Source organism: Synechococcus sp. L2F, from assembly GCF_024345695.1.
GTDB lineage: Bacteria > Cyanobacteriota > Cyanobacteriia > PCC-6307 > Cyanobiaceae > MW101C3.
The window spans coordinates 634,427-661,379 of sequence record NZ_JAGQBP010000002.1; the positions used below are offsets into that span (position 1 = coordinate 634,427).

The following is a 26,953-nucleotide window of genomic DNA, read 5'->3' on the forward strand; positions in this document are numbered from 1 at the left end:
GGCAAACGTGGCGATTGCGAGCTCTTTCCATTGTCAATCTTCTATTTCCCAGGGATTCCCTAGAGTTCAAAAAGTCGTTGGGGCGACTTTCTTGAGTTCTGCAAGGTGCAAGGAATTGAGCCTCGCAGGCACTTTTCAGGCAAAATCAACCTTCGGATTCCGCCTTAACTACACGAGAGATTGGCGATGACTGCAGAGGCGCAGGGAAAGAGTCTCAACACGCTCGCTCAGGAAGCACTCCAGAGAAGTGTCACGGCGTAGAGGAACGGATAACAAGTCCCTTGAGTGGACTGGGCACCACCCATTCCCTGTTTGCGCACTAGAGTCCTTGCTTGCCACTCAGAGACAGCGTTGGCCTTCTGCTTGGGGTTGTGATCGCTGAGCTGGGGCTACGTTTGTTTCAAAAGGCTCAAGGGGCCTTCGCTGATGTGATGTAAGAAGCACCACCCCATGAACTATAATCTTTCTCCGGCGTCCCTGCTACCTCTTCCAACGTGACTATTGAGTCGGATGATCTGATGATCCACGTGGAAGACTTGGGAAAGTGCTTCCACATTTACGACGATCCTACGCAACGTTTGAAGCAGGCCCTTTGGCGTGGCCGTCGCCAATACTTTCGCGAGTTCTGGGCCTTGCGGAATGTCAGCTTTGAGGTGCGCCGCGGCGAAACACTTGGTGTGATCGGCCGCAACGGCAGTGGCAAGAGCACCTTGTTGCAAATTCTTTGTGGCACCCTTACGCCGAGCGAAGGGCAGGTGCAAACGCGGGGTAGGGTTGCTGCCTTGCTGGAGCTTGGTAGTGGCTTCAACCCTGAGTTCACAGGAATAGAAAACATCTATCTCAATGCTTCCCTATTCGGGCTTAGTCGAGAAGAAACCGCACAGAAGCTCGACGACATTCTCGCTTTCGCTGACATTGGCAACTTTGTGCATCAGCCGGTTAAAACCTATTCCAGTGGCATGTCTGTGCGGCTGGCGTTCGCCGTCGTTGCTCATGTGGATGCAGACATCCTTGTGGTGGATGAAGCTCTCAGCGTGGGAGATGCCTTCTTCAATCAGAAGTGTTTTCGCTTTCTGAATCGCCAGCGAGAGGAGAAGTGTCTGCTCTTCGTGAGCCATGACACGCAGGCTTTGCGTAGCCTCTGCAATCGAGCCATTCTTCTTGAGGCGGGCCGCATCAAGTTCGCTGGAGAAGCGTCCACAGTGAGCGACTTCTACCTTGAGGACCTTTACATCGCCCAGGACGCATCGACTGGCCGTTCAGTTACGGCTCCAGACAAGACCACCAAGCCACCTGTTGAGCCTGCGGAGGAGTATTACACCCGTTGGCGCGACTACCGACAGGAGCTACGGCTCAATGCAGGGCTTGGGAATTTGATTGAGATCACGCCTTTTGATCAGGCCCTGTTGCTCTCAAGCTCGTTTGGAACCGCGGAGGCCAGTCTGGAGAGCGTGCACCTGGTTGATGCGGCGAGTGGCCTGCCGCTTCGCACGGCCATGGGCGGAGAGCTTGTCGATCTCTCGATCACAGCCCGTGCCCACACAGCGATCCGCCAGCCCATTGTGGGATTCATCTTCAAAGATTCTCGTGGGATGGCCGTACTCGGAGACAACACGTGTTTATCCCATCCAGACCCGACCTTCACAGTTCCGGCCGGAGCTACTTACTTTGCTCGCTTTCGATTTACCCTGCCTGTGCTGGCTCCTGGTGACTATGCCATTGCCGTTTCCCTGGCGGCAGGAACACAGGAAGACCATCGTCAGCTGCAGTGGCAGCATGATGCCTTGATCCTCCACAGCGAATCGAGTGCCATGTACGCCGGCATTGCAGGTCTGCCGATGCAGGAGATCGAGTTTGGCTGTTTGCCCCACCAAGACAGCCCATCCAGCAAGGAGCTGGGAGCCCGCCACCGCCAATGAACTTGCTGATGGAACGAAATCTTGGCCTTTTGCCCCGCTACCTGGCCCCCTCGGCGTGGTGGGAACATGTGCCCATTGCCCATTGGCTTGTGGAGCATCTCCAACCGCAGACCGTGGTTGAGCTTGGTACGCATTTTGGAGTTTCTTTTTTCGCATTCTGTGAGGCGGCACAGGCGTTTTCACCCCAAACCTTTGTCTACGCCGTTGACACCTGGCAGGGAGACGAGCATGCGGGCGGGTATGGAGAGGAGGTCTATCAACGCGTTCAGAGCGAGCAGGATCGCAACCATCGTTGTCGTTCGCGGCTGGTTCGGTCCAGCTTTGATGAAGCCGCTACTCACTTTCCATCCGGAGCCATTGATCTTCTGCATGTCGATGGTCTGCACACGTATGACGCCGTCCAGCACGATCTCGAAACCTGGCGACCGCTATTGAAGCCCGAAGCCGTGGTGCTGTTTCACGATATCAATGTGAGGGAGCGTGGATTTGGTGTTTGGAGGCTATGGAACGAGCTGCTGGAACGTTCCGATACCCATGGTTTAGGCCTTCTCCATGGCCATGGCCTGGGCCTATTGAGTTTTGGCACGAGCGAGCCCGCTTGGCTGAATTCGCTTCGGGAGATCCTGCCGCTGCTCACTGCCAAGGGCAGCCTTCTCGCTCAGATTGCTGAACTGCGGCCTGAATGCCAGTGGGGTGAGCGTAACCACCTGCCCTACAGGTTGCAAGCTGAGCAGCATTGGCATTCCCTGCAGCAAGCACGTGAAGAGCTTGTACGGTTACGCCATGAGCAGAGGGGCGAATAACCCACGGTCCACCCTGTTGCGCACCTGCCGAAGCGTCCCGCAGCCATCCGATGCAGGCGTTTGCTTTGCAGTGAATCCCTTCTGTTGGGAGATGGGACCCTCCCCATCACCCCCAGCACACGCACACCTATCCCTATGTCTGTTGATTCCCCCCAGACCCTCCGCCTCACTGCCGTGAAGACAGCCTTGACGCTCTAAGCCGCTTCAGCAGCCTGTCGATGCTCGCGCAGCAGGCACTTTGCCACCGTCAAGGAGATGATGCGAGCACCTTGCCAGACCGGCTCGTCCCCACGTTGTGGTGTGGGGGGCTGACGCCGGTCGATCGATGCCGACCCGGCCATCCCTGACGGCTTCCCAGCAACGTTCGTTTCTCGCTGGAGGCCCCGCCCTCTCGCCCTTCGGTTTGGGTGAGCCTCTGGCTTGCTCTGGCCTGCTCTGGCCTGAAGGGCATCAGCGACGCCCGCTGCCCAGCTGAAGGCGCCAGCTTCGGCGCGCCAAGGCTGTTCACACGACCAGCAGGGGTGGATTCCCGCTGGCGCGGGTGCCGAAAACCCTTGCAGCAGCTGGCTTCTCCGCTCCCGACCATGATTTTGCGGTGGTAGGGTGACGCAATACGAATGGTCCGTTTCCATGCTCAAGCTCCTCCTGGGAGATCCCAATGCCCGGAAGCTGAAGCGCTACCAACCGCTCGTTTCCGACATCAATCTGTTTGAAGAGGAGGTGGCCCCTCTCGACGATGACGACCTGCGGCGCAAGACCGTCGACTTCCGTGAGCGCCTGGCAAAGGCGGAAACCCCGGCCCGTCAGCGCCAGCTTCTCGATGAGCTCCTGCCTGAAGCCTTCGCCGTGGTGCGCGAAGCGGGCAAGCGGGTGCTCGGGATGCGCCACTTCGATGTGCAGCTGATCGGCGGCATGGTGCTGCACGAGGGGCAGATCGCCGAGATGAAGACGGGTGAAGGCAAGACCCTTGTGGCCACCTTGCCCTCCTATCTCAATGCGCTCACCGGCAAGGGTGTGCACGTGGTCACGGTGAACGACTACCTGGCGCGTCGTGATGCCGAGTGGATGGGGCAGGTGCACCGCTTCCTGGGGCTGTCCGTGGGGCTGATCCAGCAGGACATGCCGCCCAGCGAGCGGCGTCGCAACTACGGCTGCGATATCACCTATGCCACCAACAGTGAGCTGGGCTTTGATTATCTTCGCGACAACATGGCGAATGATATCGAAGAAGTGGTGCAGCGTGAATTCAATTATTGCGTGATTGACGAGGTTGATTCCATCCTGGTGGATGAAGCGCGCACGCCCCTGATCATCTCAGGGCAGGTGGAGCGCCCCCAGGAGAAATACCGCCGCGCTGCTGATATTGCCAATGAGCTCATCCGTGCTGAAGGCAGCTCGAAAGATGGTGTGGATCCCGAAGGGGATTACGAGGTGGATGAGAAGCAGCGCAATGTGACCCTCACCGATGAGGGGTATGCCAAGGCTGAGCAGTTGCTGGGAGTGGAAGACCTGTTCGACCCCGCCGATCCCTGGGCCCACTACATCACCAATGCGCTCAAGGCCAAGGAGCTGTTCATCAAAGATGTCAACTACATCGTGCGCGGCGAAGACGCAGTGATCGTGGATGAGTTCACCGGCAGGGTGATGCCCGGTCGCCGCTGGAGCGATGGGCAGCACCAGGCGATTGAGGCCAAGGAGAATCTGCCGATCCAGCCGGAAACTCAGACACTCGCCAGCATCACCTACCAGAACTTCTTCCTGCTCTATCCACGCCTGGCCGGCATGACCGGCACCGCCAAGACAGAAGAAGTGGAATTCGAGAAAACCTACAAACTCGAAGTGACTGTGGTGCCCACCAATCGGCAGCGCTCCCGCACCGATCTGGTGGATCAGGTGTACAAGAACGAAGTGGCCAAATGGCGGGCGGTGGCTCTGGAAACCGCCACCATTCACCACGACGGGCGCCCCATCCTGGTGGGCACCACCAGCGTGGAGAAGTCGGAGCTGCTTTCCTCTTTGCTGGCCGAGCAGGGCATTCCCCACAACCTGCTGAACGCCAAGCCCGAAAACGTTGAACGTGAGGCGGAGATCGTGGCCCAGGCCGGCCGGGCCGGAGCCGTCACGATCGCCACCAACATGGCGGGCCGCGGCACCGACATCATCCTCGGCGGCAACACCGATTACATGGCACGGCTGAAGCTCAGGGAAGTGCTCCTGCCCCTGCTGGTGCGGCCGGAGGAGGGCCATCGGCCGCCGATCCCCCTGCCCCGGGAGGCTTCCCGTGCCGGTTTTGCTCCCGGTGCCGCCCTGCCGGCCTCGGCGCCCAGCGAGGCCCGTGCCATCGGCGCTCTTTTCCCCTGCGCCCTCACCCCCGCCACCGAGCAATCGTTGGTGGAGCTGGCCCGTGAACTGGTGAAAGCCTGGGGTGACCGGGCCCTCAGCGTGCTGCAGCTGGAAGACCGGATCGCCCAGGCGGCGGAGAAGGCCCCCACCGACGACCCCCAGATTCAGGCGCTGCGCAGCCTGATCGCCCGGGTCCGCGCCGAGTACGACGTGGTGGTGAAGGAGGAGGAGGAGCGGGTCCGGCAGGCCGGTGGTCTGCACGTGATCGGCACCGAGCGGCACGAATCGCGCCGGGTCGATAACCAGCTGCGCGGCCGGGCCGGACGTCAGGGCGATCCCGGCAGCACCCGCTTCTTCCTTTCGCTGGAAGACAACCTCCTGCGCATCTTCGGTGGTGAACGTGTGGCCGGATTGATGAATGCCTTCCGGGTGGAGGAAGACATGCCGATCGAATCGGGCATGCTCACCCGTTCGCTGGAAGGGGCGCAGAAGAAGGTGGAAACCTACTACTACGACATCCGCAAGCAGGTGTTCGAGTACGACGAAGTGATGAACAACCAGCGCCGAGCGGTGTATGCCGAGCGGCGCCGCGTGCTCGAAGGCCGGGAGCTCAAGCTGCAGGTGATCGGTTACGGCGAACGCACCATGTCTGACATTGTGGATGCCTATGTGAACCCTGATCTGCCGCCCGAGGAATGGGATCTGGGCCGGTTGGTGGCCAAGGTTCAGGAGTTCGTGTACCTGCTGGCCGATCTCACGCCCGAGCAGCTCCAGGGCCTTTCCACTGAAGAGCTCAAGGCGTTCCTGCGCGAGCAGCTGCGCAACGCCTACGACCTCAAGGAGAGCCAGATCGAGCAGGTGAGGCCTGGGCTGATGCGGGAGGCGGAGCGGTTCTTCATCCTCCAGCAGATCGACACCCTCTGGCGCGAACATCTGCAGGCCATGGATGCCCTGCGTGAATCGGTGGGTCTGCGCGGCTACGGGCAGAAGGATCCCTTGATCGAATACAAGAACGAGGGCTACGACATGTTCCTGGAGATGATGACCTCCATGCGCCGCAACGTGATCTACTCCATGTTCATGTTTCAGCCCCGCATGGAAACCGCCGAAACGGTGGTCACCGGCTGAGCGTCAGAGCCTGCGCCGCAGCAGCTCATTCGTCAGTCGGCGCCGTCAGTCGGCGCCGTCAGCAGCCCGCTACCCGGCCCATCGCCGGGCCCATCGCCCAGGAACTCAAGGATTTCGCGGTCCCTCAGGTTCTGGGCCTTGCCGCCGCAGATGTCCTGCAGGGGGCGGCCGGCGGCCACTTCCCGCAGGCAGTTCTGCAGCCGACCCACCTCACCTTCGAGCGTGTCGATGCGCTCCATCAGGTTGCGAATCACCCTGGCTTCCGCATCCGGCAGCTGCGAGTGCGCCAGAGGATCGATCCTCACCCCCGATTGATGCACCACCCTGCCGGGAACGCCCACCACCGTGCTGTCGGGCGCCACATCCCGCAGCACCACCGAGCCGGCGCCGATGCGGGTGTTCGATCCCACCGCGATCGCGCCGAGCACCTGCGCTCCTGCCCCCACCACCACGTTCTCGCCGAGCGTGGGATGGCGCTTGCCGTGTTCCTTGCCCGTGCCGCCGAGGGTGACCCCCTGAAACAGCAGGCAGCGATCGCCGATCACGGCCGTTTCTCCGATCACCACGCCCATGCCGTGGTCGATGAAGACCCCATGGCCGATCTGCGCGCCCGGGTGGATCTCCACGCCGGTGAGGCTGCGCCCCACCTGCGAGAGCACCCGCGGCACCAGCGGCAGGCCCAGCCGCCACAGGCGGTGGCTGAAACGGTGCAGCACCAGGGCATGGAAGCCCGGATAGCAGAGCAGGATCTCCACCGTGCCGCGCGCGGCAGGGTCGCGCTCTTTGATCATGCGCAGGTCGGCGCCGATCGCACGCAGCAACCGCCCGATCGAGCCGGGCGGAGATGGCTTCACGCTGCTCATCCCACCTTCATGGTTTCAGGATCGCCGTAGCCATCGCGCTGGCCGGTGAGGCCGATCTCCTTGCGCAGCAGATCGATGGTGGAGGCCCCCAGGTAGCTCTGGGCGCAGTGCACCTGGGGCAGCCGCATCAACTGGGCGCGGTTCTGGCGCAGGGTCTGCTCCACCAGCGGCAGGCTCGGTCGGTCGCAGAGCACGTGGCTGGCGGCCCGCAGCAGGGCCAGCAGGCGGCTGCCCACGTCGGGGTTGGCGGTCATCACCAGCAGCTCGTTGCCGCGCATGCTGTGCAGGATCACCTCCGCGGCCCGCAGGATGCCGGGACTGATGCTCACCAGGCCCACGCAACTGCCCGTCCGCAGCTCCTTGAGCAGATCGAGCTCGTGGCGGAAGTCGTTGAGATCCACCGCCACGGCACGCACGCCGAAGCGCTGGGCCAACTCCTCCACGGGCTGGAGGAAGTAGCGGCTGGTGACCACCGTGCCGTTGCTCGAACTCTCCAGCACCGCCTCGAGCTCCTCCATCGGCACCACTTCGACGGGCACCTCCAGCACGGGCACCAGTTCTTCGGCGATCAGCAGCGAGGCGCCGATGTCCTCGCGCGGTGTGCTCACCAGCACGCGGGCGCCGCAGCGCAGCCGCCAGTCGATTTCGCGCGTGAGCAGCTCCCTGGCCTGCTGCAGCGTGCAGCCGGCGTTGAGCAGGCCGTCGACGCACTGGCGCACCTCGCGGTCGATGTCGGGCCGCAGGCGGTTGCGCAGGCCCGGCGGTGCCTTCAGCTCGCGCGGCTTCTGCTGATCGCGCACATAGATGCCGGAGCCCGCCATCGCCTCCACGACACCGTCGTTCTCCAGCTGGCGGTAGACCTTGCTGATCGTGTTGCGGTGCAGGCCGGTCTGCATGGCCAGCTGCCGCGTGCTCGGCAGGCGGTGGCCCGGCGGGTAATGACGGGCCGCGATCGCGAAGCAGATCTGGTTGTACAGCTGGGTCGACGCCGGGATGTCGCTTTCCTGCTGGATGTGAAATCGCACGCCGGCCCGGACCTGAACGTCTGGGGACACCCTACGGAGCTTCGGCCCCGGTGACAATTCCCTGTTTGTCATAAGAGACTGTGCCGGTTGCTCCGCCACTGGCCCAACCGCCGCAGTGGCATCGTGTGGGCCGACCCCTGCGACAGCATCCGTGGCCGAGTGGATCACCCTTCCCGCAGCCCCCGCTGCTGCTGCTTCTGGCCTGGTGGCTGCTGACAGGCCGGCAGGTTCGCTGGCAGGCGAGCAGGCGCAGCGCACCGGTGTGGTTTCGGTGCCGCTGCGTTGCTGGTGGGCTGCTCCCGCCCAGCCCGCACGGGGCGCCATCCTTGTGCTGCCGGAGGTTTTCGGCATCAACGCCTGGGTGCGTTCGGTCGCCGACCGGCTGGCTCTGGAGGGGTATGCGGCGCTGGCGGTGCCACTGTTCGCCCGCAGCGCTCCGGCCCTGGAGCTGGGCTACAGCGCCGATGATCTGGCCGAAGGACGCAGCCACAAGGACCGCACCAGCAGCGCCGAGCTGCTGGCTGATCTGGACGTGGCCTGCCAGTGGTTGCAGGAACGCACCGGGGCCGGCCTGCTGGGCTGCGTGGGCTTTTGTTTTGGCGGCCACGCCGCTCTGCTGGCGGCCAGCCTGCCCCAGATCGCTGCCACCGCAGACTTTTACGGGGCAGGGGTGGCCAGCGGCAGGCCGGGGGGCGGCCCCCCCACCCTGGAGGTGTTACCGGAGGTCACTGGCAGGGTCTGGTGTTTCTGCGGGCGGCGCGATCCGCTGATGCCGGCCGCTGAGCTGGCGGCGATCGGGGCTGCGTTACGCCAGGCCGATCCGGCGGGCGGGCGCCACCGGCTGATCGAACTGGAGGCGGGCCATGGATTCATGTGCGAGGCCAGGCCCGACCATGACCCCGCTGCTGCCGCCGCCGGCTGGCAGGGAATGCTCGAACTGTTCGCCACCACGCTCTGAGCATGGGCGTGCCGCATCAGCGAGCAACGCTCTGCGTCTGCGTTTGCGCTCAGCCCTCGGCGGCCTCGCCTGCAGCGGCGGCGCTGGTCTGGCGCTGCGGTGAAGGAATGGTGCGCACCGCCTTGGCCGCCAGGGCAGCGGCATCTTTTTCCTTGGTGAGCGGCGTTTTGCGCGGCGTGAGGAACATGATCATGTTGCGCCCCTCGCGCTTGGGGTCCTGCTGGATCTCGGCGCTTTCCTCGAGGTCTTTGGCCATCCGATACAACAACTGCTCAGCCAGCGCCGTGTGCTGAATCTCCCGGCCGCGGAAGATCACCGTGCACTTCACCTTGTCGCCGTCCTTGAGGAAGCGGATGGCCTGACCGATGCGCACCTGGTAATCGTGCGAATCGATCTTGTAGCGCATCTTCACCTCCTTGACTTCGGTTTGATGCGACTTCTTCTTGGCTTCCTTGGCCTTTTTTTCCTGCTCGAACTTGAACTTGCCATAGTCCATGATCCGACACACCGGCGGATCCGCCTTCTCGCTCACCAGCACAAGGTCGAGCTCACGGTCCTTGGCGACCTCGAGGGCTTCCTCCCTGGTGATCACGCCGAGCTGACTGCCGTCGGCATCGACCACCCGTAACTGGGGGTAACTGATGCGTTCGTTGATGTTGGGGAGCTCCCGCACGGGAGCACGACGATCAAACCGAGGACGAGGAGGCATTCAAAGAAGCGAGGGGCGTAGCGGAGGCCGGCACGGGGAACAGCCGTCGAGCACTCACACTTACCCTAGAACCCCTTCGACCGCCACCATGGCGGCCCTCAGCAGATCGGTGGCGCCAGCGGCCGGATCCAGCCACAGCGGGTCATGCCGGCGCCGGAACCAGGTGCGCTGGCGCTTGGCGTACTGCCGCGTGCGCTGGTCGGTTCGGCTGATCGCCTCCGCCTCGCTCAGCTCGCCCGCCAGCAGCTGCAGGGCTTCGCCGTAGCCGATCGTCTGCAGCAGCGGCAGGTTGGGGCCGAAGCGCCGGGCCAGCTCCTGCGTTTCCTCCACCAGGCCATCGGCATAGAGCGAACGGGTACGGCGGGCGATCCGCTGCCTGAGGTCGCTGGGGTCAAGGCCCAGTTCAAGCACACGCCAGGCGGGTGGCCGTTGGCTCTGCTGGCTGGACAGGGGCCGGCCGGTGGCGTACAGCACCTCCAGGGCCCGCTGGGTGCGCACGGTGTCGGCATGGTCGATGCGCCCTGCCGCCTCCGGGTCGGCCTGACGCAGCAACTGGTGGCAGGTGGCTGGCCCCAGCGCCGCCAGTTGGGCGCGCAGGGCCGGCTGTGGCGGAACCGCCGGTGGCTGCAGCCCCTGGGTGAGGGCCTGCAGGTACAGCCCGCTGCCCCCCACGAGAAAGGCCACGCCGCGGCGCTGGTGTTCGGCGGCGATGGCGGCCTCGGCCGCCTGGCGGAACTCCTGCAGGTTCAGCGGCTGGTCGGGCTGGCGCAGGTCGAGCAGGCCGTGGGGCACGCGCACCCGTTCGGCGGCGGTGGGTTTGGCGGTGCCGATGTCCATGCCCGCATAAAGCTGTCGGGAATCCACCGAGAGCACCGTGAGGTCGAAGTGGCCGGCCAGCTCCAGGGCCAGGGCCGACTTACCGCTGGCGGTGGGCCCGAGCAGCACGAGCACGAGGGGAAGCGAAGCGGCCATCCGGGGGGCGTCTGCGCAGGGCGCGCGCGGGGTGACCTGAGCCTCGCTGAGGAACGGCCCGAGGGGATGCGCCGGAGGCCTGCGGGCGGTCCCGGCGCGGGACGGACGGAGCAGAGATGCGACTGGGGGGTGCATCCCTGTCGCAAACGGGCGCTGAGCGCCCCCTGGGCGCCCCTCTGAAGCAGCAGTGGTAAGATCGACACCTCGATTGGCCTTTTGAGCGCCCTGTGCCGCTGCTGCACCGCTTCACCCGGCTACCGGCGCACGCCGCAACTTGCCACCTGAGCCTTTCGGAATGAGCGACTCCTCCAAAGTTCAGCACGCCTACGGCGCCGAACAGATTCAGGTGCTCGAAGGCCTGGAACCGGTGCGTAAGCGCCCCGGCATGTACATCGGCACCACCGGGCCGCGGGGTCTGCATCACCTTGTGTATGAGGTGGTGGATAACTCGGTGGACGAGGCCCTTGCCGGCCACTGCACCGAGATCCTGGTGCGCCTTTGCGAGGACGGCTCCGCAGAGGTCACCGACAACGGACGCGGCATCCCCACCGACGTGCACCCGCGCACCGGCAAGTCGGCCCTGGAGACCGTGCTCACCGTGCTGCACGCCGGCGGCAAGTTCGGCAGTGGCGGCTACAAGGTGTCCGGCGGTCTGCACGGCGTGGGCGTTTCGGTGGTGAACGCGCTCAGCGAGTGGGTGGAAGTGACCGTGCACCGGCAGGATCAGGTGCACCGCCAGCGCTTCGAGCGCGGCGCCCCGATCGGAACCCTGCGCTCGGAAGCCGATACCAGCGGCCGCACGGGCACGGCGGTGCGCTTCAAGCCCGATATCGAGATCTTCTCCGGCGGCATCCACTTCGACTACACCACGTTGTCCGGCAGGCTGCGGGAGCTGGCCTATCTCAACGGCGGTGTGCGGATTGTTTTCCGCGATGAACGCAGCGAGGCCCTCGGCGCCGACGGCAGCGCCCACGAGGAGATCTATCACTACGAAGGCGGTATCCGCGAGTACGTCGCCTACATGAACGACGGCAAGGATCCCCTTCACCCCGACATCATCTATGTGAATGCTGAGAAGGACGGTGTGCAGGTGGAGGCTGCGCTGCAATGGTGCGTGGACGCCTACTCCGACAGCATTCTCGGCTTCGCCAATAACATCCGCACCGTCGACGGCGGCACGCACATCGAGGGCCTGAAAACAGTTCTCACCCGCACGCTCAACACCTTCGCCAGGAAGCGTGGCAAGCGCAAAGACGGTGATTCCAACCTGGCGGGCGAGAACATCCGCGAGGGGCTCACCGCCGTGCTGTCGGTGAAGGTGCCCGATCCGGAATTCGAAGGTCAGACCAAGACCAAGCTCGGCAACACCGAGGTGCGCGGCATCGTGGACACCGTGGTGGGCGAATCGCTGAGCGAATTCCTTGAGTTCCACCCCCAGGTGATCGACCTGATCCTGGAGAAGGCGATCCAGGCCTTCAACGCCGCTGAGGCGGCTCGCCGCGCCCGTGAACTGGTGCGCCGTAAATCGGTGCTCGAGAGTTCCACACTGCCCGGCAAGCTGGCCGATTGCAGCTCCCGCGATCCGTCCGAATCCGAGATCTATATCGTGGAAGGCGACTCCGCCGGTGGCTCCGCCAAGCAGGGCCGCGATCGCCGCTTCCAGGCGATCCTGCCCCTGCGTGGCAAGATCCTCAACATCGAGAAAACCGACGACGCCAAGATCTACAAGAACACCGAGATCCAGGCGCTGATCACCGGCCTGGGGCTGGGCATCAAGGGAGAAGAATTCAATGAATCCTCGCTGCGCTATCACCGGATCGTGATCATGACCGACGCGGATGTTGACGGCGCCCACATCCGCACGCTGCTGCTTACCTTCTTCTATCGCTACCAGAAGATGTTGCTGGAAGGCGGCTACATCTACATCGCCTGCCCGCCTCTCTACAAGGTGGAGCGCGGCAAGAATCACACCTACTGCTACGACGAAAAAGACCTCAGGAAAACCCTTGATGGCTTTGGTGAGAAGGCCAATTACACCCTCCAGCGTTTCAAGGGTCTGGGGGAAATGATGCCCAAGCAGCTGTGGGAGACCACCATGGATCCCTCCACCCGCAAGATGAAGCGGGTGGAGATCGAAGATGCCGCTGAAGCGGATCGCATCTTCACCATCCTGATGGGAGACAAAGTGGCGCCCCGCCGCGAATTCATCGAAACCCACAGCGCCGAGCTCGATTTCGCTCAGCTCGACATCTGATGGCCTGGCGTTGGATCTGGGTGCTGGGCTTCGCCCTGATCGCTCCGGCCTCCCTCCCCGCCGGTGGCGCCGATTGGCGCACGCCGGAGCTGCGCCGCCGCCAGAACGGCGATCCGCTGCTTGCTGAGGGCTCGCGCGATGGCGTGCTGCGCGCTTCTCCCCATCACCGCGCCCCCTGCCTGCTGCCCGTGTCTGCGGGTGCGCCGCTGCGGCTGCTGCGCGTGTGGCAGGAGCCCGAGGGGGAACGCTGGTTGCACGTCGAGGCAGCGGCTGCCGCCGGAACGGCCCGGCGCGGCTGGCTGGTCGGGTGAATGAGGCCCTGCTGGTGGCCGTCGGTGCGGTACCCGGCAGTTGGCTGCGGCTGCGGCTGGTCAACCACTTTGAGCCGCTGTTGCCTCATCGCCACTGGGCCACCCTCGCGGTCAACGTGTCCGCCAGCTTCGCGCTCGGGCTGGTGGTGGCGCTCGATCGCTCCAGCGGCACTGGCAGCCCCCTGCTGCTGCTGATCGGCACCGGTTTTCTCGGCAGCTTCAGCACGTTCTCCACCTTCATGCTGGAAGCCTTGCTGGCCTGGCAGGCCGGCAGGCGACGCGAAACACTGGCGCTGCTGGCGGCCTCCGTGCTGCTGGGCGTGCTGGCCGTGCTGCTGGGGCAGGCGGTAGCCCGTGCCTGACCCGGGCGACCTTCAGGCGCGGCGGTTGCGGTTCGAGCTCGTGGAGCTGCTGCTGGTGGCTGCGGGGGCGGTGCCTGGCGCGCTGCTGCGCTGGCAGGCGGAAACGCGTCTCGGCCCTGTGCTGGGCGGTGCCCCCTGGGCGCAGCTATTGGTGAACCTGACCGGCTGCCTGGTGCTCGGCCTGCTGGCGGGTCCGATCCCCTGGCGCACGCCGCTGGTGCTCTGTCTCGGCATCGGCTTCTGCGGGGCCCTCACCACCTTCAGCAGCTGGATGCTGAACCTGGTGCGGCTGGCCGAGCTCGATCGCGCCGGCGAGGGACTCTGGCTGCTGCTGGCCAGCCTGGTGCTGGGTCTGCTGGCAGCGGCCGCAGGGGCCGCCGCCAGCCATCGGCTGATGGCCGCCCTGCGGCGACGCAGGCTGTGAGCGGCATGGAGCCGCTCCGCCTCTGCGGTCGGCTCAGGCGGCGAGGGCCGCCTCGATGGCTGCCGTCAGCTCAGGGCCGGTGGGATCCACGGCGCTCTTGAAGCGCGCCAGCACCGTTCCGTCCTTGCCCACCAGGAACTTCTCGAAGTTCCACTCCACATCGCCGGCCGGTTCGGCCTGGGTGAGCACGTCATAGGGAGCGCTCTTCACGCCCTTGGCCTGCACCTTGTCGAACAGCTCGAAGCTGGCGCCATAGGTGGTGGAGCAGAACTGCTGGATCTCCGGCAGGGTGCCCGGTTCCTGGGCGCCGAAGTCGTTGCAGGGGAAGCCCAACACCTTGAAGCCGCGTGCTCCGTAGGTGTCCTGCAGCGTCTGCAGGCCGGCGTACTGGCGGGTGAAGCCGCAACGGCTGGCCACGTTCACGATCAGCAGCACCGAGCCGGCATAGCCGGCCAGCGGTGTCTCCGCGCCTGTGGCGCTGCGCACCACCACATTGGAAACGCTCACGCTCATGGTTGTTGTTGTCGCTGCCGGCTGACCCTAGAAGCTGAGCGCCGCTGCGGGGAGGCCGTGGCAGGAACCCTCCCCATACACTCGATGTGCCGCCACTTCGGGGCCGATGAGCGAGCTCGACAGCGGCGGCGCCCGCCATGGCCGCCAGGATCCTGCCGGCCGAGGCCAGTCCGGCGGCGCTGAGCACGGCGGTGGCGCAGTGGGCAGCATCAGCGGCTCCACGATCGTGCTCGGCGGCGGCCTGCAGGTGGCCGAGGTGGTGTCCCGCCAGCTGGAAGCCCTGCTCAAGGCCAGCAACTACGGCGGCGTGAAACTGCTGCTGGAGCCGGTTCAGCCGGTGGATTGCGCCGAGGCGATCGGCACCCTGCCGCGCACGCTGCAGGCCCTGGCCTTCCGCCTGCTGCCCAAGGACAAGGCGATCGAGGTGTACGAATACCTCGATGGCGATGTGCAGCAGAGCCTGGTGGAGCGGCTCCGTTCCGGCGAGGTTCTGGAGCTGGTGGAGGAGATGTCGCCGGACGACCGGGTGCGGCTGTTCGATGAACTGCCCGCCAAGGTGGTGCGGCGCCTGCTGATGGAGCTGAGCCCGGCGGAGCGCCGGGTCACGGCCCAGCTGCTGGGCTACGAGGCGGAAACGGCCGGCCGGTTGATGACCACCGAATTCATCGACCTCAAGGAGTTCCACAGCGCCGCTCAGGCGCTCGACATCGTGCGGCGGCGGGCCCGGGACACTGAAACCGTGTACAGCCTCTATGTGACCGACGCTTCGCGCCATCTCACTGGCATCCTCTCGCTGCGGGATCTGGTGATGGCCGACCCGGAAGACCGCATCGGCGATGTGATGACCCGGGAGGTGGTGAACGTCACCACCGCCACGGATCAGGAGGAGGTGGCCCGCGTGATCCAGCGCTACGACTTCCTGGCGGTGCCGGTGGTGGACCGTGAGGAGCGACTGGTGGGGATCGTCACGGTCGACGACGTGATCGATGTGATCCAGCAGGAGGCCACCCGTGACCTCTACGCGGCCGGCGCCGTTCAGGCGGGCGATGAGGACGACTACTTCCGCAGCAACCTGTTCACCGTGGCCCGCCGCCGGGTGGTGTGGCTGCTCGTGCTGCTGATCGCCAATGCCGGCACCGCGGCGGTGATCGCCTCGCAGGAGTCGGTGCTCAAGCGGGTGGTGATGCTGACGGCCTTCATCCCGCTGCTGATCGGCACGGGCGGCAACGTGGGTTCGCAGAGCTCCACCGTGGTGATCCGTGGCCTCAGCACCCAGCGCATCCAGGCGCTCGGCACCTGGCCGGCGATCTGGCGCGAGGCCGTGGCCGGCGCCTTGCTGGGGGTGCTGATGGTGCTGGTGGTGGTGCCCTGGGCCCGCTATGTGTCAGGCAGCTGGCTGGTGGCGGTGGCGGCGGGCCTGAGCCTGGTGGCCATCACCACCCTGGCGGCCACGGCCGGCGCGGCGCTGCCGCTGCTGTTCGATCGGCTGGGGCTCGATCCAGCCCTGATGTCGGCGCCCTTCATCGCCACCGCCACCGACGTGGCAGGGGTGTTCATCTACCTCAGGACCGCCACCTGGCTGCTCGACTCGCTCGGGATGCCGCTCTAGCTGGGCGGTAGGCGGCTGCCGGAGGCAGCGCCTTGGGGCCGTTTGGCGGGCCTGCTGGCTGGATGGCTGCGCCTACTCCCCAGGCAGGGTTTGCGTTGTGGGTGGATGAGCGGCTCTGGCCAGTGAGCGCCAGGGCAGGAAGAAGCTGGCGACCGGCACTGCTCAGACCCTGGCTGCTCTGGGTGGCGCTCAGGGGAATGTCGCCCCGAAGAGTCCGAGATGAGAGGGACTTCACACTTCTTCAGGTTAGGCTTTACACACTGTCAAAACACCACGCCGTGATTGTCGCTCTCTCCCCGTCCCGGCCCGTCGAGTCGCTGGCCGATGCCGACCCCCGGCCCGTGGTTCTGCCCCGTTCCCTGCCCCCCGTGGACGGCGACCTGGTGCGCTCGTATCTGCGGGACATCGGCCGCGTGCCGTTGCTGAGCCATGAGCAGGAGATCACGCTGGGCCGCCAGGTGCAGGAGTTGATGCGTCTGGAGGAAACGGAGCTGGAGCTGGAGATGCGCGCCGGCGGGGTGAAACCCACGATGGAGGTGCTGGCGGCGGCGCTGGAGCTGCCGGTGCCGGTGCTGCGCCGCAAGCTGGCGAGCGGGCGGCGGGCGAAGGAGCGGATGGTGGCGGCGAACCTGCGGCTGGTGGTGAGCGTGGCGAAGAAGTACACCAAGCGGAACATGGAGCTGCTGGATCTGATCCAGGAGGGAACGATCGGCCTGGTGCGGGGTGTGGAGAAGTTCGACCCGACGCGGGGCTACAAGTTTTCGACGTATGCGTACTGGTGGATCCGGCAGGGGATCACCCGGGCGATTGCGGAGAAGAGCCGGACGATCCGCCTGCCGATCCACATCACCGAAACGCTGAACAAGCTGAAGAAGGGTCAGCGGGAGCTGAGCCAGGAGCTGGGCCGCACGCCCACGCTGAGTGAGCTGGCGGTGGCGGTGGAGCTGCCGGAGGAGGAGGTGAAGGATCTGCTGTGCCGAGCACGGCAGCCGGTGAGCCTGGAAACGAAGGTGGGCGACGGGGAAGATACGGAGCTGCTGGATCTGCTGCAGGGGGACGGGACGCTGCCGGAGGAGAGCGTGGACAGCGAATGCCTGAGGGGGGATATGCGGGCACTGCTGGAGCAACTGCCGGGGTTGCAGCGCGATGTGCTGAAGATGCGTTATGGCATCGATGTGGAAGAACCGATGAGCCTCACCGGCATCGGCCGCATCCTCGGCATGAGCCGCGACCGCGTGCGCAACCTCGAGCGTGATGGCCTCGCCAGCCTGCGCCGCTTCAGCGAAAGCGTGGAGGACTACGTGGCCAGCTGAGGGCCAACCGAGCGCCTGGCTCAGGGCCAGCTGCCGGCCCTGCCCTGGGAGCGATGACTTCCGGTGCGCCGCATGGCACCGGAACCGTCCCGCTGCTGCATCCGGGCGATCATGCAGCCACCGTCTGCCTCTTGGCCCATGGCCAGCTCCGGACCCCGCTGGCTGGTGGCCGGCGACATCGACGGCCTGATGGGCCTCGGCCTCGACAACCTGATCCAGATCCTGCTGATCCTTGGCCTCTGCCGCGGCGTGCTCGGCTTCCCCGATGCCCTCATCTTTCAGGTGATCCTGCCGGCGGCTGGCCTCAGCCTGGTGGTGGGCAACGGGGCCTACGCCTGGCAGGCCTTCCGCCTGGCCCAGCGCGAGGGCCGTGGCGATCGCACCGCCCTTCCTTACGGCATCAACACGGTCAGCCTGTTCGCCTACGTGTTCCTGGTGATGCTTCCGGTGAAGCTGGCAGCGCTGGGTCAGGGGCTGCCGGAGGCCGAGGCGGTGCGTCTCTCGTGGCAGGCGGGTCTGATGGCCTGCCTGGGTTCGGGCCTGATCGAGGCGGGCGGGGCCTGGCTGGTGGGGGGCCTGCGGCGCTGGCTGCCGCGGGCGGCGCTGCTCTCCACCCTGGCCGGCATTGCCCTGGGCTACATCGCACTGGGGTTCCTGCTGCGCACCTATGCCCAGCCGGTGGTGGGCCTGGCGGTGCTGGCGGTGATTCTTGTCACCTACTACGGCCAGCTGCGCCTGCCTCTGCCCGGCGGCCTGATCGCGGTGCTGCTCGGGATCGTGCTGGCGGCCGCGACGGGCCTGGTGTCGATCGATGCCCTCACCTGGCAGACGAACGCCGCTCAGGTGGGCCTGCATCTGCCGCCCCTGCAACTGGCTGCGCTGTGGCAGGCGCGCGGGCAACTGCTGCCCTGGCTCGGCGTGATCGTGCCGATGGGCTTGTTCAACCTGCTGGGGTCGCTGCAGAACCTGGAGAGCGCCGAAGCCGCCGGTGACCGCTACCCGGTGAAGAGCTCCCTGCTGATCAACGGCGTGGGCACGATCGTGGCCGCCGCCCTGGGCTCCTGCTTCCCCACCACCATCTACATCGGCCATCCCGGCTGGAAGGGCATGGGGGCCCGCATCGGCTACTCGTGGCTGAACGGCGTGGTGATGGGGCTGGGTTGCCTGTTCGGCGTGTTCGGCCTTGTGGGTCAGCTGGTGCCGATTGAAGCCGGCATGGCGATCGTGCTCTACATCGGCCTGGTGATCGCCGCCCAGAGCTTTCAGGCCACCCCCGCCGCCCATGCGCCGGCGGTGGTGCTGGGCCTGCTGCCAGGCCTGGCGGGCTGGGGCGCCCTGCTGCTCAAGGCCGGCCTGCGGGCCGGTGGGGCCGGCAGCGCCGCCGAGCCCTTCGGTCCGGCCCTGCTGTTGCCGCTGCAGCAGGCTGATGTGTGGGCGGCCGGCGCCTTCGCTCTGGAACAGGGGCAGATCGTGGCGGCGATGTTGCTGGCGGCGATGGTGGTGTACGTGATCGAGCAGCGGTTCGTGGCCGCGGCGATCGCTGCCGGCCTGGCGGCCCTGGCCTCCTGGTTCGGGCTGATTCACGCCTGGCGTTTCACCGCCAGCGACACCGTGCTGCAGATGGGCTGGGGCACGGGCGGACGCTGGGCGCTCGGGTACCTGCTCATGGCCCTGGTGTTCAGCGCCGCGGCCCTGGCCCGTCAGCGGGGTGCGGCGGATACAGATTGCTGATGGCAGGGCGGCGTGATGCTGGCTGGGCAGAGAGGCAGGAGCACTTACCCCTGCAGCAGCTGCGTGCCGCCCTGCTGGCCTGGGGGGAGCGGCACGGGCGCCACAGCCTGCCGTGGAAGCTGCGGTCCGATGGCCGCCCGCCATTGGATGGCGAACCCCTCGATCCGTTGAGGGTGTGGGTGGCGGAGGTGATGCTCCAGCAGACCCAGCTGGCTGTGGCCCTGCCCTACTGGCAGCGCTGGATGTCGGCCTTCCCGGACCTGCCGGCTCTGGCCGCCGCCGACCCCCAGCAGGTGCTGCTGCTCTGGCAGGGCCTGGGCTACTACGGGCGGGCGCGTCGCCTGCAGCAGGGGGCGCGGCAGTTGCTTGATGCCAGCGCCCCCGGCGCCGACCCCTGGCCCCGTGACCTGCCTGGCTGGCTGGCGCTGAGCGGCGTCGGCCGCAGCACCGCCGGCAGCATTCTGTCCTCGGCCTTCGATCAACCCTTCGCGATCCTTGACGGCAACGCGGCGCGGGTGCTGGCGCGCCTGATCGCCGCTCCCCGCCCGCCGAAACGGGTGCTCGCCGGGTTCTGGCGGCTGAGCGAGCTGCTGCTCGACCGGCAGCGACCCCGGGCCTTCAACCAGGCTCTGATGGACCTGGGCGCCACGGTCTGCACCCCCCGTTCCCCCGACTGCGGCCGTTGCCCCTGGCGGAACCCATGCGCTGCTTACGCTGCCGGCGACCCCGCCCGCTACCCCGTGAAGGACGCCCCCCGGCCGCTGCCCTTTCAAGTGATCGGCGTGGGGGTGGTGCTGGATGGGCGCGGCCGGGTGCTGATCGATCAGCGCCTGCCGGAGGGGCTGTTGGGGGGGCTGTGGGAATTCCCCGGCGGCAAGCAGGAGCCGGGCGAAGCGATCGCGGCCACCATCGCCCGCGAACTGCGCGAGGAGCTGGCGATCGAGGCGGAGGTGGGCGAGGAGCTGATCACCCTGGAGCACAGCTACAGCCATAAGCGTCTCCGCTTCGTGGTGCATCTCTGCCGCTGGCTGGCGGGAGATCCGCAGCCCCTGGCCAGTCAGCAGGTGCGTTGGGTGGAGCCGGAGGGGCTGGCGGCCTTCCCCTTTCCTGCCGCCAATGCGCGCATCATCGCGGCGCTGCTGGAGCGGCTGGCCGGCGCGGCGCCCGTGGCGGCCTCCGGGCCCACCGGCGAGTGTGGAGAGAACTGAGCGCGAGCCTGCCGTGACGGTGCCTTCCCCTGCCCGGGTGCTCTGCTTCGGCGAAGCACTCGTTGATCGGCTCGGCCCGCCCGGCGGCGATCCGGCCCGCGACACCCCGGTCGACGACAGGCTCGGCGGTGCCCCGGCCAATGTGGCCTGCGCCCTGGCGCGCCTCGGCACCGGCGCCGCGCTGATCGGCCGCCTGGGCGACGACCGCATCGGCGCCGCCTTCCGCGCTCTGTTGCTGGAGCGGGGGGTGGATACCCGTGCGCTGCAGTGCGATCCGCTGCGCCCGAGCCGCACGGTGCTGGTGCGGCGCGATGCCGCAGGTGAGCGCCACTTCGGCGGCTTCGCCGGCGACCGGGGGGAGGGCTTCGCTGATCAGGCGATCGATGCCGCGGCGCTGGCCGGGGCGTTGGCGCCGCTGCTGGCCCAGGCCCGCTGGCTCCTTTGCGGCACGATTCCGCTGGCTTCCGCTGCGGCGGCAGCGGCGCTGCAGGAGCTGCTGCTGGCTGCCGGGGCGCATGGCTTGCCGCTGGCGCTTGACGTCAACTGGCGGCCCACCTTCTGGGGGCTCGGCGCTGAGCAGGGCCCGCCGCCGGCGGTGCGGCAGCGGCTTGAGCCCTTGCTGACGCAGGCGGCCCTGCTCAAGTGCAGCCGTGAGGAGGCCCTCTGGCTGTTCGGCAGCGCCAACGCCACAGTCGTGCGCCGGGCCCTGCCGCAGCGGCCCGCCGTGCTGATCACCGATGGCCCCCAGCCGATCGATTGGGCGGTGGGAGCCTGCGGTGGCCGGCTGCCCTCCGTGGCTGTGGCCACCATCGACACCACCGGTGCTGGTGATGCCTTCCTGGCAGGCCTGCTGCACCAGTTGGTGGGCCGGCCGGGGCTGCTGCAAGAGCCGGTGGTCGTCAGCGCCGTGGAGCAGGTTCTGCGCTTTGCAGCCGCCTGCGGTGCATTGGTTTGCCAGGGTGCCGGCGCCATTGATCCCCAGCCGAGCGAGCAGCAGGTTCTGGCCGTTCTGGGTGAGAGTGCAGCGGGGACCGACGCCCTATGAGCACCCCCCGGGTATGTCGAGCCGGTCAACCTCGATCGGCTGCAGCGCATCCCGGACACGGCCCGGGGCGAAGCTGGAGGTCGCCTACGGTCCGGTTGTTCAAGGAGTTGAGGCCTTCAGGCGGCTGAGTGCGGCGGTCGCAGCACTGCCCGGCGCCTGTCCCCGTCGTGCTGAAGCTCCAGCCGCCAGGCGCCATCGGGCAGCCACGGCAGCCGTTCGGGCCACTCCACCGCCAGCACCGCCCCCAGGGCGCCGGCTTCCTCCTCCTCCTGGGCGAACAGTTCAGCGGCGGCGGCCGGCTGCTCCAGCCGGTAGAGATCCAGATGGACGAGGGCATGGGGCTCGCCGTCAGCGCCCCGGCCGCTGTAGTGCTGGGCCAGGGCGAAGGTGGGGCTCGTGATCGGTTCGTCGATTCCCAGCGCCAGGGCCAGACCCTGCACCAGGCAGGTCTTGCCGGCCCCCAGTTCCCCCTGCAGCAGCAAAGTGGGAGGTGCTGCGCCGCTGGCAGCACCGCCGCCGTTCAACAGCAGCGACGCCAGCTCCCGCCCGAGCGCCGCCGTGGCTGCCGCATCGGCCAGATGGCACACCCGGATCTCAGCAGACTGTTCCATCCCTGTAGATTCCCGTTAAGCGAGCCCGAAGCCTCGGCGTCTCTGCAGATATTTCCACATCCCCAATCCTTCTCCCTTCGGAGCTTCCCCATGCTGGCCACGCCTTCAGCTGCCACGTCCGTTGCGGCTGCCGCCGCAACCGGACTGTCCACCCCGTCGTCGTATGTGATCGCTGATCTCGGCCTTGCCGCCTGGGGCCGCAAGGAGATCGCGATCGCTGAAACCGAGATGCCCGGTCTGATGGCGCTGCGTGAGAAGTACGGCAGCCAGCAACCGCTCAAGGGTGCCCGCATTGCCGGCAGCCTGCATATGACGATCCAGACAGCCGTTCTGATCGAAACCCTGGTGGCTCTCGGCGCTGAAGTGCGCTGGGCCTCCTGCAACATCTTCTCCACCCAGGATCACGCTGCAGCCGCGATGGCGGAAGCCGGCATCCCGGTGTTCGCCTTCAAGGGCGAAACCCTGGATGAATACTGGGCCTTCACCCACCGGATCCTGGAGTGGGCCGACGGCGGCACACCCAACATGATCCTCGACGACGGTGGCGATGCCACCGGCCTGGTGGTGCTCGGCACCAAGGCGGAGCAGGACCCCTCGGTGCTGGACAACCCCGGCAGCGAAGAGGAGATCGCCCTGTTCCAGTCGATCCGTCAACGCCTGGCCGCCCAGCCCGGCTTCTATTCGCGCATCCACGCCCAGATCCAGGGCGTCACCGAGGAAACCACCACGGGTGTGGCGCGTCTCTATCAGATGCAGAAGAGCGGTGAACTGCCGTTCCCTGCCATCAACGTGAACGACTCCGTCACCAAGAGCAAGTTCGACAACCTCTACGGCTGCCGCGAATCCCTGGTCGACAGCATCAAGCGCGCCACCGATGTGATGGTGGCCGGCAAAGTGGCCCTGGTGATCGGCTATGGCGATGTGGGCAAGGGTTCCGCCCAGTCGCTGCGTGGCCTCGGTGCCAGCGTGATGATCGCCGAAGTCGATCCGATCTGCGCGCTGCAGGCGGCGATGGAGGGCTACCGGGTCGTCCGTCTCGACGACGTGGTGGGGGATGTGGACATCTTCGTGACGGCCACCGGCAACTTCCGCGTGATCACCCACGACCACCTGATCCAGATGCGGGATCAGGCGATCGTGTGCAACATCGGCCACTTCGACAACGAGATCGACGTGGCTTCCCTGAAGCAGTACCCCTGGGACAACATCAAGCCCCAGGTGGATCACGTGCTGCTGCCCAGCGGCAACAAGATCATCCTGCTGGCGGAAGGCCGGCTGGTGAACCTGGGCTGCGCCACCGGCCACCCCAGCTTCGTGATGAGCAACTCCTTCACCAACCAGGTGCTGGCTCAGATCGAGCTGTTCACCAAAGGCGACCACTACGGCAAGGAGGTGTACGTGCTGCCCAAGCACCTCGACGAGATGGTGGCCCGCCTCCACCTCGACAAGATCGGCGCCCGACTCACCGAGCTCACCCCCGAGCAGGCCGCCTATATCAACGTGCCGCTGGAAGGCCCCTACAAGTCCGACCACTACCGCTACTGATCCCGCGCCCCACAGTTCCGCGCCCAGCGTTGCTGCTTCGCCGGCAGGCCTGATGGCCTCGCCGGCAAGGCGCTTCCCTGAGCATCGGGCAACCTTCACGTCAGCGTGGAAGACTTTCCCGATCACGAGCCCGCCGGCATGGCCATCGAACTGGTTCAGCAACTGCCCGAGCTGATCGGCTCGGCGGTGGAGGCCAACCCGATGGCCGGTTATGCGGCGATCTTTGCGGCGATGTTCCTCGAGAACCTCTTTCCGCCGATCCCCTCCGAGCTGATCATGCCCCTGGGGGGCTTCTATGTGCAGCAGGGGCAGCTCAGCCTCATTCCGGTGGTGCTGGCCGGATTGCTCGGCACCGTGCTCGGCGCCCTGCCCTGGTATGGGGTGGGGCGGCTGGTGAACGAGGAACGCATCGAGCACTGGCTCTCGCGCCATGGGCGCTGGATCGGCATCAGCCCGCAGGAGCTGCACCGCAGCCGCACCTGGTTCAGCCGCCATGGCACCGCCCTGGTGTTCTGGGGCCGGCTGGTGCCCGGCATCCGCACCTTGATCTCCGTGCCCGCCGGCATCGAGATGATGCCGATGGTGCCCTTCCTGATCTGGACCACGGCCGGCAGCCTGATCTGGACCCTGCTGCTGACAGTGGCGGGCATGCTGCTGGGCGAGGGCTACAGCAACGTCGAGCTGTGGATCGAACCGGTGGCCCGGGTGATCAAGGTGGTGCTGGTGCTCGCCGTGCTGGCCGCCGGCGCCTGGCTGGGGCTGCGCATCTGGAAGAAGCGCCAGGACAGCCACTGAGGCTCAGTCCCTGGGGAAGCCACGCAGGCCGCCCAGCCGCCCAAGACCACCTTCCGGCTGAAGGCAACGCCCTTGCAGGCGGCTCAGAACGGAACTTCCTCGCTGCTCGGCTCGCCACCACCGAAGCCGCCGCCATAGCCGCCGCCCCCGAAACCGCCGCCAGCGCCGCCGCCGTCGTCGTAGGCGCCCTGGTCGGCGTCACGTTTGGAGCCCAGCAGTTCGAGTCGGTCGACCCGCACCACCGGCTTGGTGCGCTCCTCACCGGTGGTGCGGTCGGTCCAGCGGTCGAGCTTGAAGCTGCCGATGATCCCCAGCAACGACCCCTTCTTGACGTAGTCGGCGGCCACCTGGGCCTGCTTGCCCCAGATCTCGAGGTTGAACCAGTCCGGTTCGTCGTCGCGGCTGCGGCGGTTGACCGCGAGGGTCAGGTTGGCGACCACGCTGCCGGATTCGAAGTAGCGCACCTCGGGATCACGGCCGGCACGGCCCACCAGCGTCACGGAATTCACACCCATGGATTGTCCTGTCGTTGAAAAAAGTGGAGTTGTTGAATCAATGATGCGCCCCGTTGCCTCAAGGTGCCGCAGGCCGCTTCTCCCTGAAGGTTCCCCCGTTCCACCCGGATGTACCACCGCCACCGTCGGGGGGGTTGCTGCCAGATCCCGCTCCTATGATCGCAACCGCTCAGGTGCTCCTACGTGTTCTTTCGACGTTTCCAGCTCTCACGCGACATCGGCATCGACCTGGGAACGGCCAACACACTGATGTACGTGTCCGGCAAGGGCATCGTGCTGCAGGAGCCTTCCGTGGTGGCGCTCGATCTTGAGCGGGGTGTGCCCCTGGCCGTGGGGGATGAAGCGAAGCTCATGCTCGGCCGCACCCCGGGCAACATCCGCGCCGTGCGCCCCCTGCGCGACGGAGTCATCGCCGACTTCGACGCCGCCGAGCAGATGATCAAGACCTTCATCCAGAAGGGGAACGAGGGCCGCGGCATCGTGGCGCCCCGTCTGGTGATCGGCATTCCCAGCGGCGTCACCGGCGTGGAACGCCGCGCGGTGCGTGAGGCCGGCCTGGCCGGTGCCCGCGAAGTGCACCTGATCGATGAGCCGGTGGCGGCCGCGATCGGCGCCGGCCTGCCGGTCACGGAGCCGGTGGGCACCATGATCGTCGACATCGGCGGCGGCACCACCGAGGTGGCGGTGCTCAGTCTCGGTGGCACCGTGCTCAGCGAGTCGGTGCGGGTGGCCGGCGATGAGATCAGCGAGGCCATCGGTGTGTACCTCAAGAAGGTCCACAACCTGGTGGTGGGCGAGCGCACCGCCGAAGACATCAAGATCCGCATCGGCTCTGCTTTCCCCGACGACGCCCACGACGAGACCTCGATGGACGTGCGCGGGCTGCACCTGCTCTCCGGCCTGCCCCGCACCATCAACGTGCGCTCCGGCGACATCCGTGAAGCGATGGCCGAACCGCTCAACGTGATCGTGGAGGCGGTGAAGCGCACCCTTGAGCGCACCCCACCCGAGCTCGCCGCCGACATCGTCGATCGCGGCATCATGCTGGCCGGCGGTGGTGCCTTGGTGCGCGGCATCAGCGAGCTGATCAGCCACGAAACCGGGATCCTCACCCACGTGGCCCAGGACCCGCTCCTGTGCGTGGTCAGTGGCTGCGGCCAGGTGCTGGAGGACTACAAGCGCCTGGAGCGCGTGCTCGACACGCCTGACTTCTCCCGTCTGTCCTCCTGAAATCCATGCCGTTCGGGCGCCTGCCGCGCGTCCCCTCGCTGCAACGGGTGATCCAGGCCTGGCCCTGGTGGCTGCTGCTGCTGGCGCTGGTGGGGGTCCGCCTCAGCAAGGGGGCCTTCCTCACGGATGCCTACGCGCTGGTCAGCCGTCCGTTCTGGCCCGGCACGGCCCAGCGCGAGTGGTTGCAGTCAGCCCAGCAGCTCGACCAGCGCAGCCGACTCGCCCAGTTGGAGCAGGACAACCGGCGCCTGCGCACCCTGCTGGGTCTGCAGCGGGCCAACCCCCAGGAGGTCACGGCGGCGGTGATCTCGCGCGAACCCGAGGGCTGGTGGAAGCAGTTGGTGCTCGGCGCCGGTGAGCTTCAGGGGATTCGCCGCGGCGATGCGGTGGTGGGCCCGGGCGGCCTGGTGGGCCGGGTGGCCAGCGTCACCCCCACCACCGCGCGGGTGGCCCTGCTTACCGATTCCTCCAGCCGCATTGGCGTGTGGGTGGGGCGCACCCAGAGCATGGGCCTGCTCACCGGCGTGAACGGCAGCCGGCCCGAGCTGCGTTTTCTGGTGAAGGATCCGCAGGTGCGCCCAGGGGATGTCGTGGTCACCTCGCCGGCCAGCACGCTGGTGCCGCCGGGGATGAGCGTCGGCGTGATCCAGTCGGTGGATGAAAAGGCCGTGCCGGCGCCCACGGCGGTGGTGCAGCTCAGTGCGCCGGTGGAAGCGATCGACTGGGTGCAGGTGCTGGTGCAGCCCCGGCAGGCGGCGCCCTGAATG

General features: G+C 66.6%; 24 protein-coding genes and 1 pseudogene. 18 read left to right on the plus strand and 7 right to left on the minus strand.

Features of this window, described 5'->3' with window-relative positions:
* The first annotated feature begins 105 nt into the window (after positions 1-105).
* The 4 genes and pseudogenes from KBZ19_RS08005 to secA all read left to right on the plus strand — a co-directional run bounded on the left by KBZ19_RS08005 (position 106) and on the right by secA (position 6,193).
* Positions 106-261, plus strand: a pseudogene (locus KBZ19_RS08005) (toxin-antitoxin system HicB family antitoxin).
* A gap of 233 nt (positions 262-494) precedes the next feature.
* Positions 495-1,919, plus strand: a complete 1,425-nt coding sequence (locus tag KBZ19_RS08010) for an ABC transporter ATP-binding protein (protein WP_255100532.1) — start codon at positions 495-497, stop codon at positions 1,917-1,919.
* A complete protein-coding gene (locus tag KBZ19_RS08015) occupies positions 1,916-2,722 on the plus strand; it encodes a class I SAM-dependent methyltransferase (RefSeq protein ID WP_255100533.1) in 807 nt (268 codons plus the stop codon). The genes KBZ19_RS08010 and KBZ19_RS08015 overlap by 4 nt, the downstream gene beginning before the upstream one ends.
* 630 nt (positions 2,723-3,352) lie before the next feature.
* Positions 3,353-6,193: a preprotein translocase subunit SecA gene (secA, locus tag KBZ19_RS08020; RefSeq protein WP_255100534.1), complete on the plus strand. Its 2,841-nt coding sequence runs from the start codon at positions 3,353-3,355 to the stop codon at positions 6,191-6,193.
* Positions 6,194-6,225: 32 nt separating this feature from the next.
* Here the strand turns inward: secA and cysE are convergent, their stop codons facing one another.
* Both cysE and KBZ19_RS08030 read right to left on the minus strand, forming a co-directional pair.
* Positions 6,226-7,014, minus strand: coding sequence for a serine O-acetyltransferase (cysE, locus tag KBZ19_RS08025; protein ID WP_255100713.1), 789 nt, complete (start codon positions 7,012-7,014; stop codon positions 6,226-6,228).
* A 38-nt stretch (positions 7,015-7,052) separates the two neighbouring features.
* Positions 7,053-8,081, minus strand: a complete 1,029-nt coding sequence (locus KBZ19_RS08030; RefSeq protein WP_094511103.1) for a GntR family transcriptional regulator — start codon at positions 8,079-8,081, stop codon at positions 7,053-7,055.
* Between the two features lie 151 nt (positions 8,082-8,232).
* Here KBZ19_RS08030 and KBZ19_RS08035 point away from each other — a divergent pair, with 151 nt between their 5' ends.
* The gene (locus KBZ19_RS08035) at positions 8,233-9,039 is read left to right on the plus strand and encodes a dienelactone hydrolase family protein (RefSeq protein WP_255100535.1); all 807 of its coding nucleotides are present in this window, start codon (positions 8,233-8,235) and stop codon (positions 9,037-9,039) included.
* A gap of 49 nt (positions 9,040-9,088) precedes the next feature.
* Here KBZ19_RS08035 and infC read toward each other — a convergent pair whose 3' ends face one another.
* Entirely contained in the window at positions 9,089-9,748 is a 660-nt protein-coding gene (gene infC, locus KBZ19_RS08040; protein WP_094511102.1) for a translation initiation factor IF-3, read from the minus strand.
* Positions 9,749-9,808: 60 nt separating this feature from the next.
* Positions 9,809-10,720: a tRNA (adenosine(37)-N6)-dimethylallyltransferase MiaA gene (miaA, locus tag KBZ19_RS08045; protein WP_255100536.1), complete on the minus strand. Its 912-nt coding sequence runs from the start codon at positions 10,718-10,720 to the stop codon at positions 9,809-9,811.
* 295 nt (positions 10,721-11,015) lie between these two features.
* On the opposite strand from miaA, the gene gyrB reads away from it, so the two are divergent.
* From gyrB to KBZ19_RS08065, 4 genes are read left to right on the plus strand one after another with little or no spacing between them, the layout of a single operon-like run.
* Positions 11,016-12,974 (plus strand): DNA topoisomerase (ATP-hydrolyzing) subunit B, encoded by a 1,959-nt coding sequence (gene gyrB, locus KBZ19_RS08050; RefSeq protein ID WP_094511100.1) that lies wholly within the window; start codon positions 11,016-11,018, stop codon positions 12,972-12,974.
* Positions 12,974-13,285, plus strand: coding sequence for an SH3 domain-containing protein (locus KBZ19_RS08055; protein WP_255100537.1), 312 nt, complete (start codon positions 12,974-12,976; stop codon positions 13,283-13,285). The genes gyrB and KBZ19_RS08055 overlap by 1 nt, the downstream gene beginning before the upstream one ends.
* Entirely contained in the window at positions 13,270-13,647 is a 378-nt protein-coding gene (locus tag KBZ19_RS08060; RefSeq protein WP_094511495.1) for a CrcB family protein, read from the plus strand. Before KBZ19_RS08055 ends, KBZ19_RS08060 begins: the two co-directional genes overlap by 16 nt.
* Complete coding sequence (locus KBZ19_RS08065; protein WP_255100538.1) at positions 13,640-14,071, plus strand: CrcB family protein; 432 nt, start codon at positions 13,640-13,642, stop codon at positions 14,069-14,071. The genes KBZ19_RS08060 and KBZ19_RS08065 overlap by 8 nt, the downstream gene beginning before the upstream one ends.
* Positions 14,072-14,104: 33 nt before the next feature.
* Here the strand turns inward: KBZ19_RS08065 and KBZ19_RS08070 are convergent, their stop codons facing one another.
* Positions 14,105-14,584: a glutathione peroxidase gene (locus KBZ19_RS08070; protein ID WP_094511097.1), complete on the minus strand. Its 480-nt coding sequence runs from the start codon at positions 14,582-14,584 to the stop codon at positions 14,105-14,107.
* Between the two features lie 106 nt (positions 14,585-14,690).
* On the opposite strand from KBZ19_RS08070, the gene mgtE reads away from it, so the two are divergent.
* The 5 genes from mgtE (at position 14,691) to KBZ19_RS08095 (ending at position 21,490) form a co-directional block, all read left to right on the plus strand.
* Positions 14,691-16,193: a magnesium transporter gene (mgtE, locus tag KBZ19_RS08075; protein WP_094511096.1), complete on the plus strand. Its 1,503-nt coding sequence runs from the start codon at positions 14,691-14,693 to the stop codon at positions 16,191-16,193.
* 317 nt (positions 16,194-16,510) lie between these two features.
* The gene (locus tag KBZ19_RS08080; protein WP_315855866.1) at positions 16,511-17,506 is read left to right on the plus strand and encodes an RpoD/SigA family RNA polymerase sigma factor; all 996 of its coding nucleotides are present in this window, start codon (positions 16,511-16,513) and stop codon (positions 17,504-17,506) included.
* A gap of 138 nt (positions 17,507-17,644) precedes the next feature.
* Positions 17,645-19,237, plus strand: coding sequence for an NCS2 family permease (locus KBZ19_RS08085; protein WP_255100539.1), 1,593 nt, complete (start codon positions 17,645-17,647; stop codon positions 19,235-19,237).
* Positions 19,237-20,445, plus strand: a complete 1,209-nt coding sequence (mutT, locus tag KBZ19_RS08090; protein ID WP_255100540.1) for an 8-oxo-dGTP diphosphatase MutT — start codon at positions 19,237-19,239, stop codon at positions 20,443-20,445. Before KBZ19_RS08085 ends, mutT begins: the two co-directional genes overlap by 1 nt.
* Positions 20,446-20,464: 19 nt before the next feature.
* A complete protein-coding gene (locus tag KBZ19_RS08095) occupies positions 20,465-21,490 on the plus strand; it encodes a carbohydrate kinase (protein ID WP_399220127.1) in 1,026 nt (341 codons plus the stop codon).
* A gap of 116 nt (positions 21,491-21,606) precedes the next feature.
* Here KBZ19_RS08095 and tsaE read toward each other — a convergent pair whose 3' ends face one another.
* Positions 21,607-22,101 (minus strand): tRNA (adenosine(37)-N6)-threonylcarbamoyltransferase complex ATPase subunit type 1 TsaE, encoded by a 495-nt coding sequence (gene tsaE / locus KBZ19_RS08100; protein ID WP_255100542.1) that lies wholly within the window; start codon positions 22,099-22,101, stop codon positions 21,607-21,609.
* A 90-nt stretch (positions 22,102-22,191) separates the two neighbouring features.
* Between tsaE and ahcY the strand changes: the two genes are divergently transcribed.
* Complete coding sequence (ahcY, locus tag KBZ19_RS08105; RefSeq protein ID WP_255100543.1) at positions 22,192-23,646, plus strand: adenosylhomocysteinase; 1,455 nt, start codon at positions 22,192-22,194, stop codon at positions 23,644-23,646.
* A gap of 138 nt (positions 23,647-23,784) precedes the next feature.
* The gene (locus KBZ19_RS08110) at positions 23,785-24,441 is read left to right on the plus strand and encodes a DedA family protein (protein WP_094514035.1); all 657 of its coding nucleotides are present in this window, start codon (positions 23,785-23,787) and stop codon (positions 24,439-24,441) included.
* 83 nt (positions 24,442-24,524) lie between these two features.
* Here the strand turns inward: KBZ19_RS08110 and KBZ19_RS08115 are convergent, their stop codons facing one another.
* Positions 24,525-24,956 (minus strand): single-stranded DNA-binding protein, encoded by a 432-nt coding sequence (locus tag KBZ19_RS08115; RefSeq protein WP_255100544.1) that lies wholly within the window; start codon positions 24,954-24,956, stop codon positions 24,525-24,527.
* 183 nt (positions 24,957-25,139) lie between these two features.
* On the opposite strand from KBZ19_RS08115, the gene KBZ19_RS08120 reads away from it, so the two are divergent.
* Together KBZ19_RS08120 and mreC are read left to right on the plus strand one after the other, a co-directional pair.
* The gene (locus KBZ19_RS08120; protein ID WP_094513920.1) at positions 25,140-26,186 is read left to right on the plus strand and encodes a rod shape-determining protein; all 1,047 of its coding nucleotides are present in this window, start codon (positions 25,140-25,142) and stop codon (positions 26,184-26,186) included.
* A 5-nt stretch (positions 26,187-26,191) separates the two neighbouring features.
* A complete protein-coding gene (gene mreC / locus KBZ19_RS08125; protein ID WP_255100545.1) occupies positions 26,192-26,950 on the plus strand; it encodes a rod shape-determining protein MreC in 759 nt (252 codons plus the stop codon).
* Positions 26,951-26,953 lie beyond the last annotated feature (3 nt).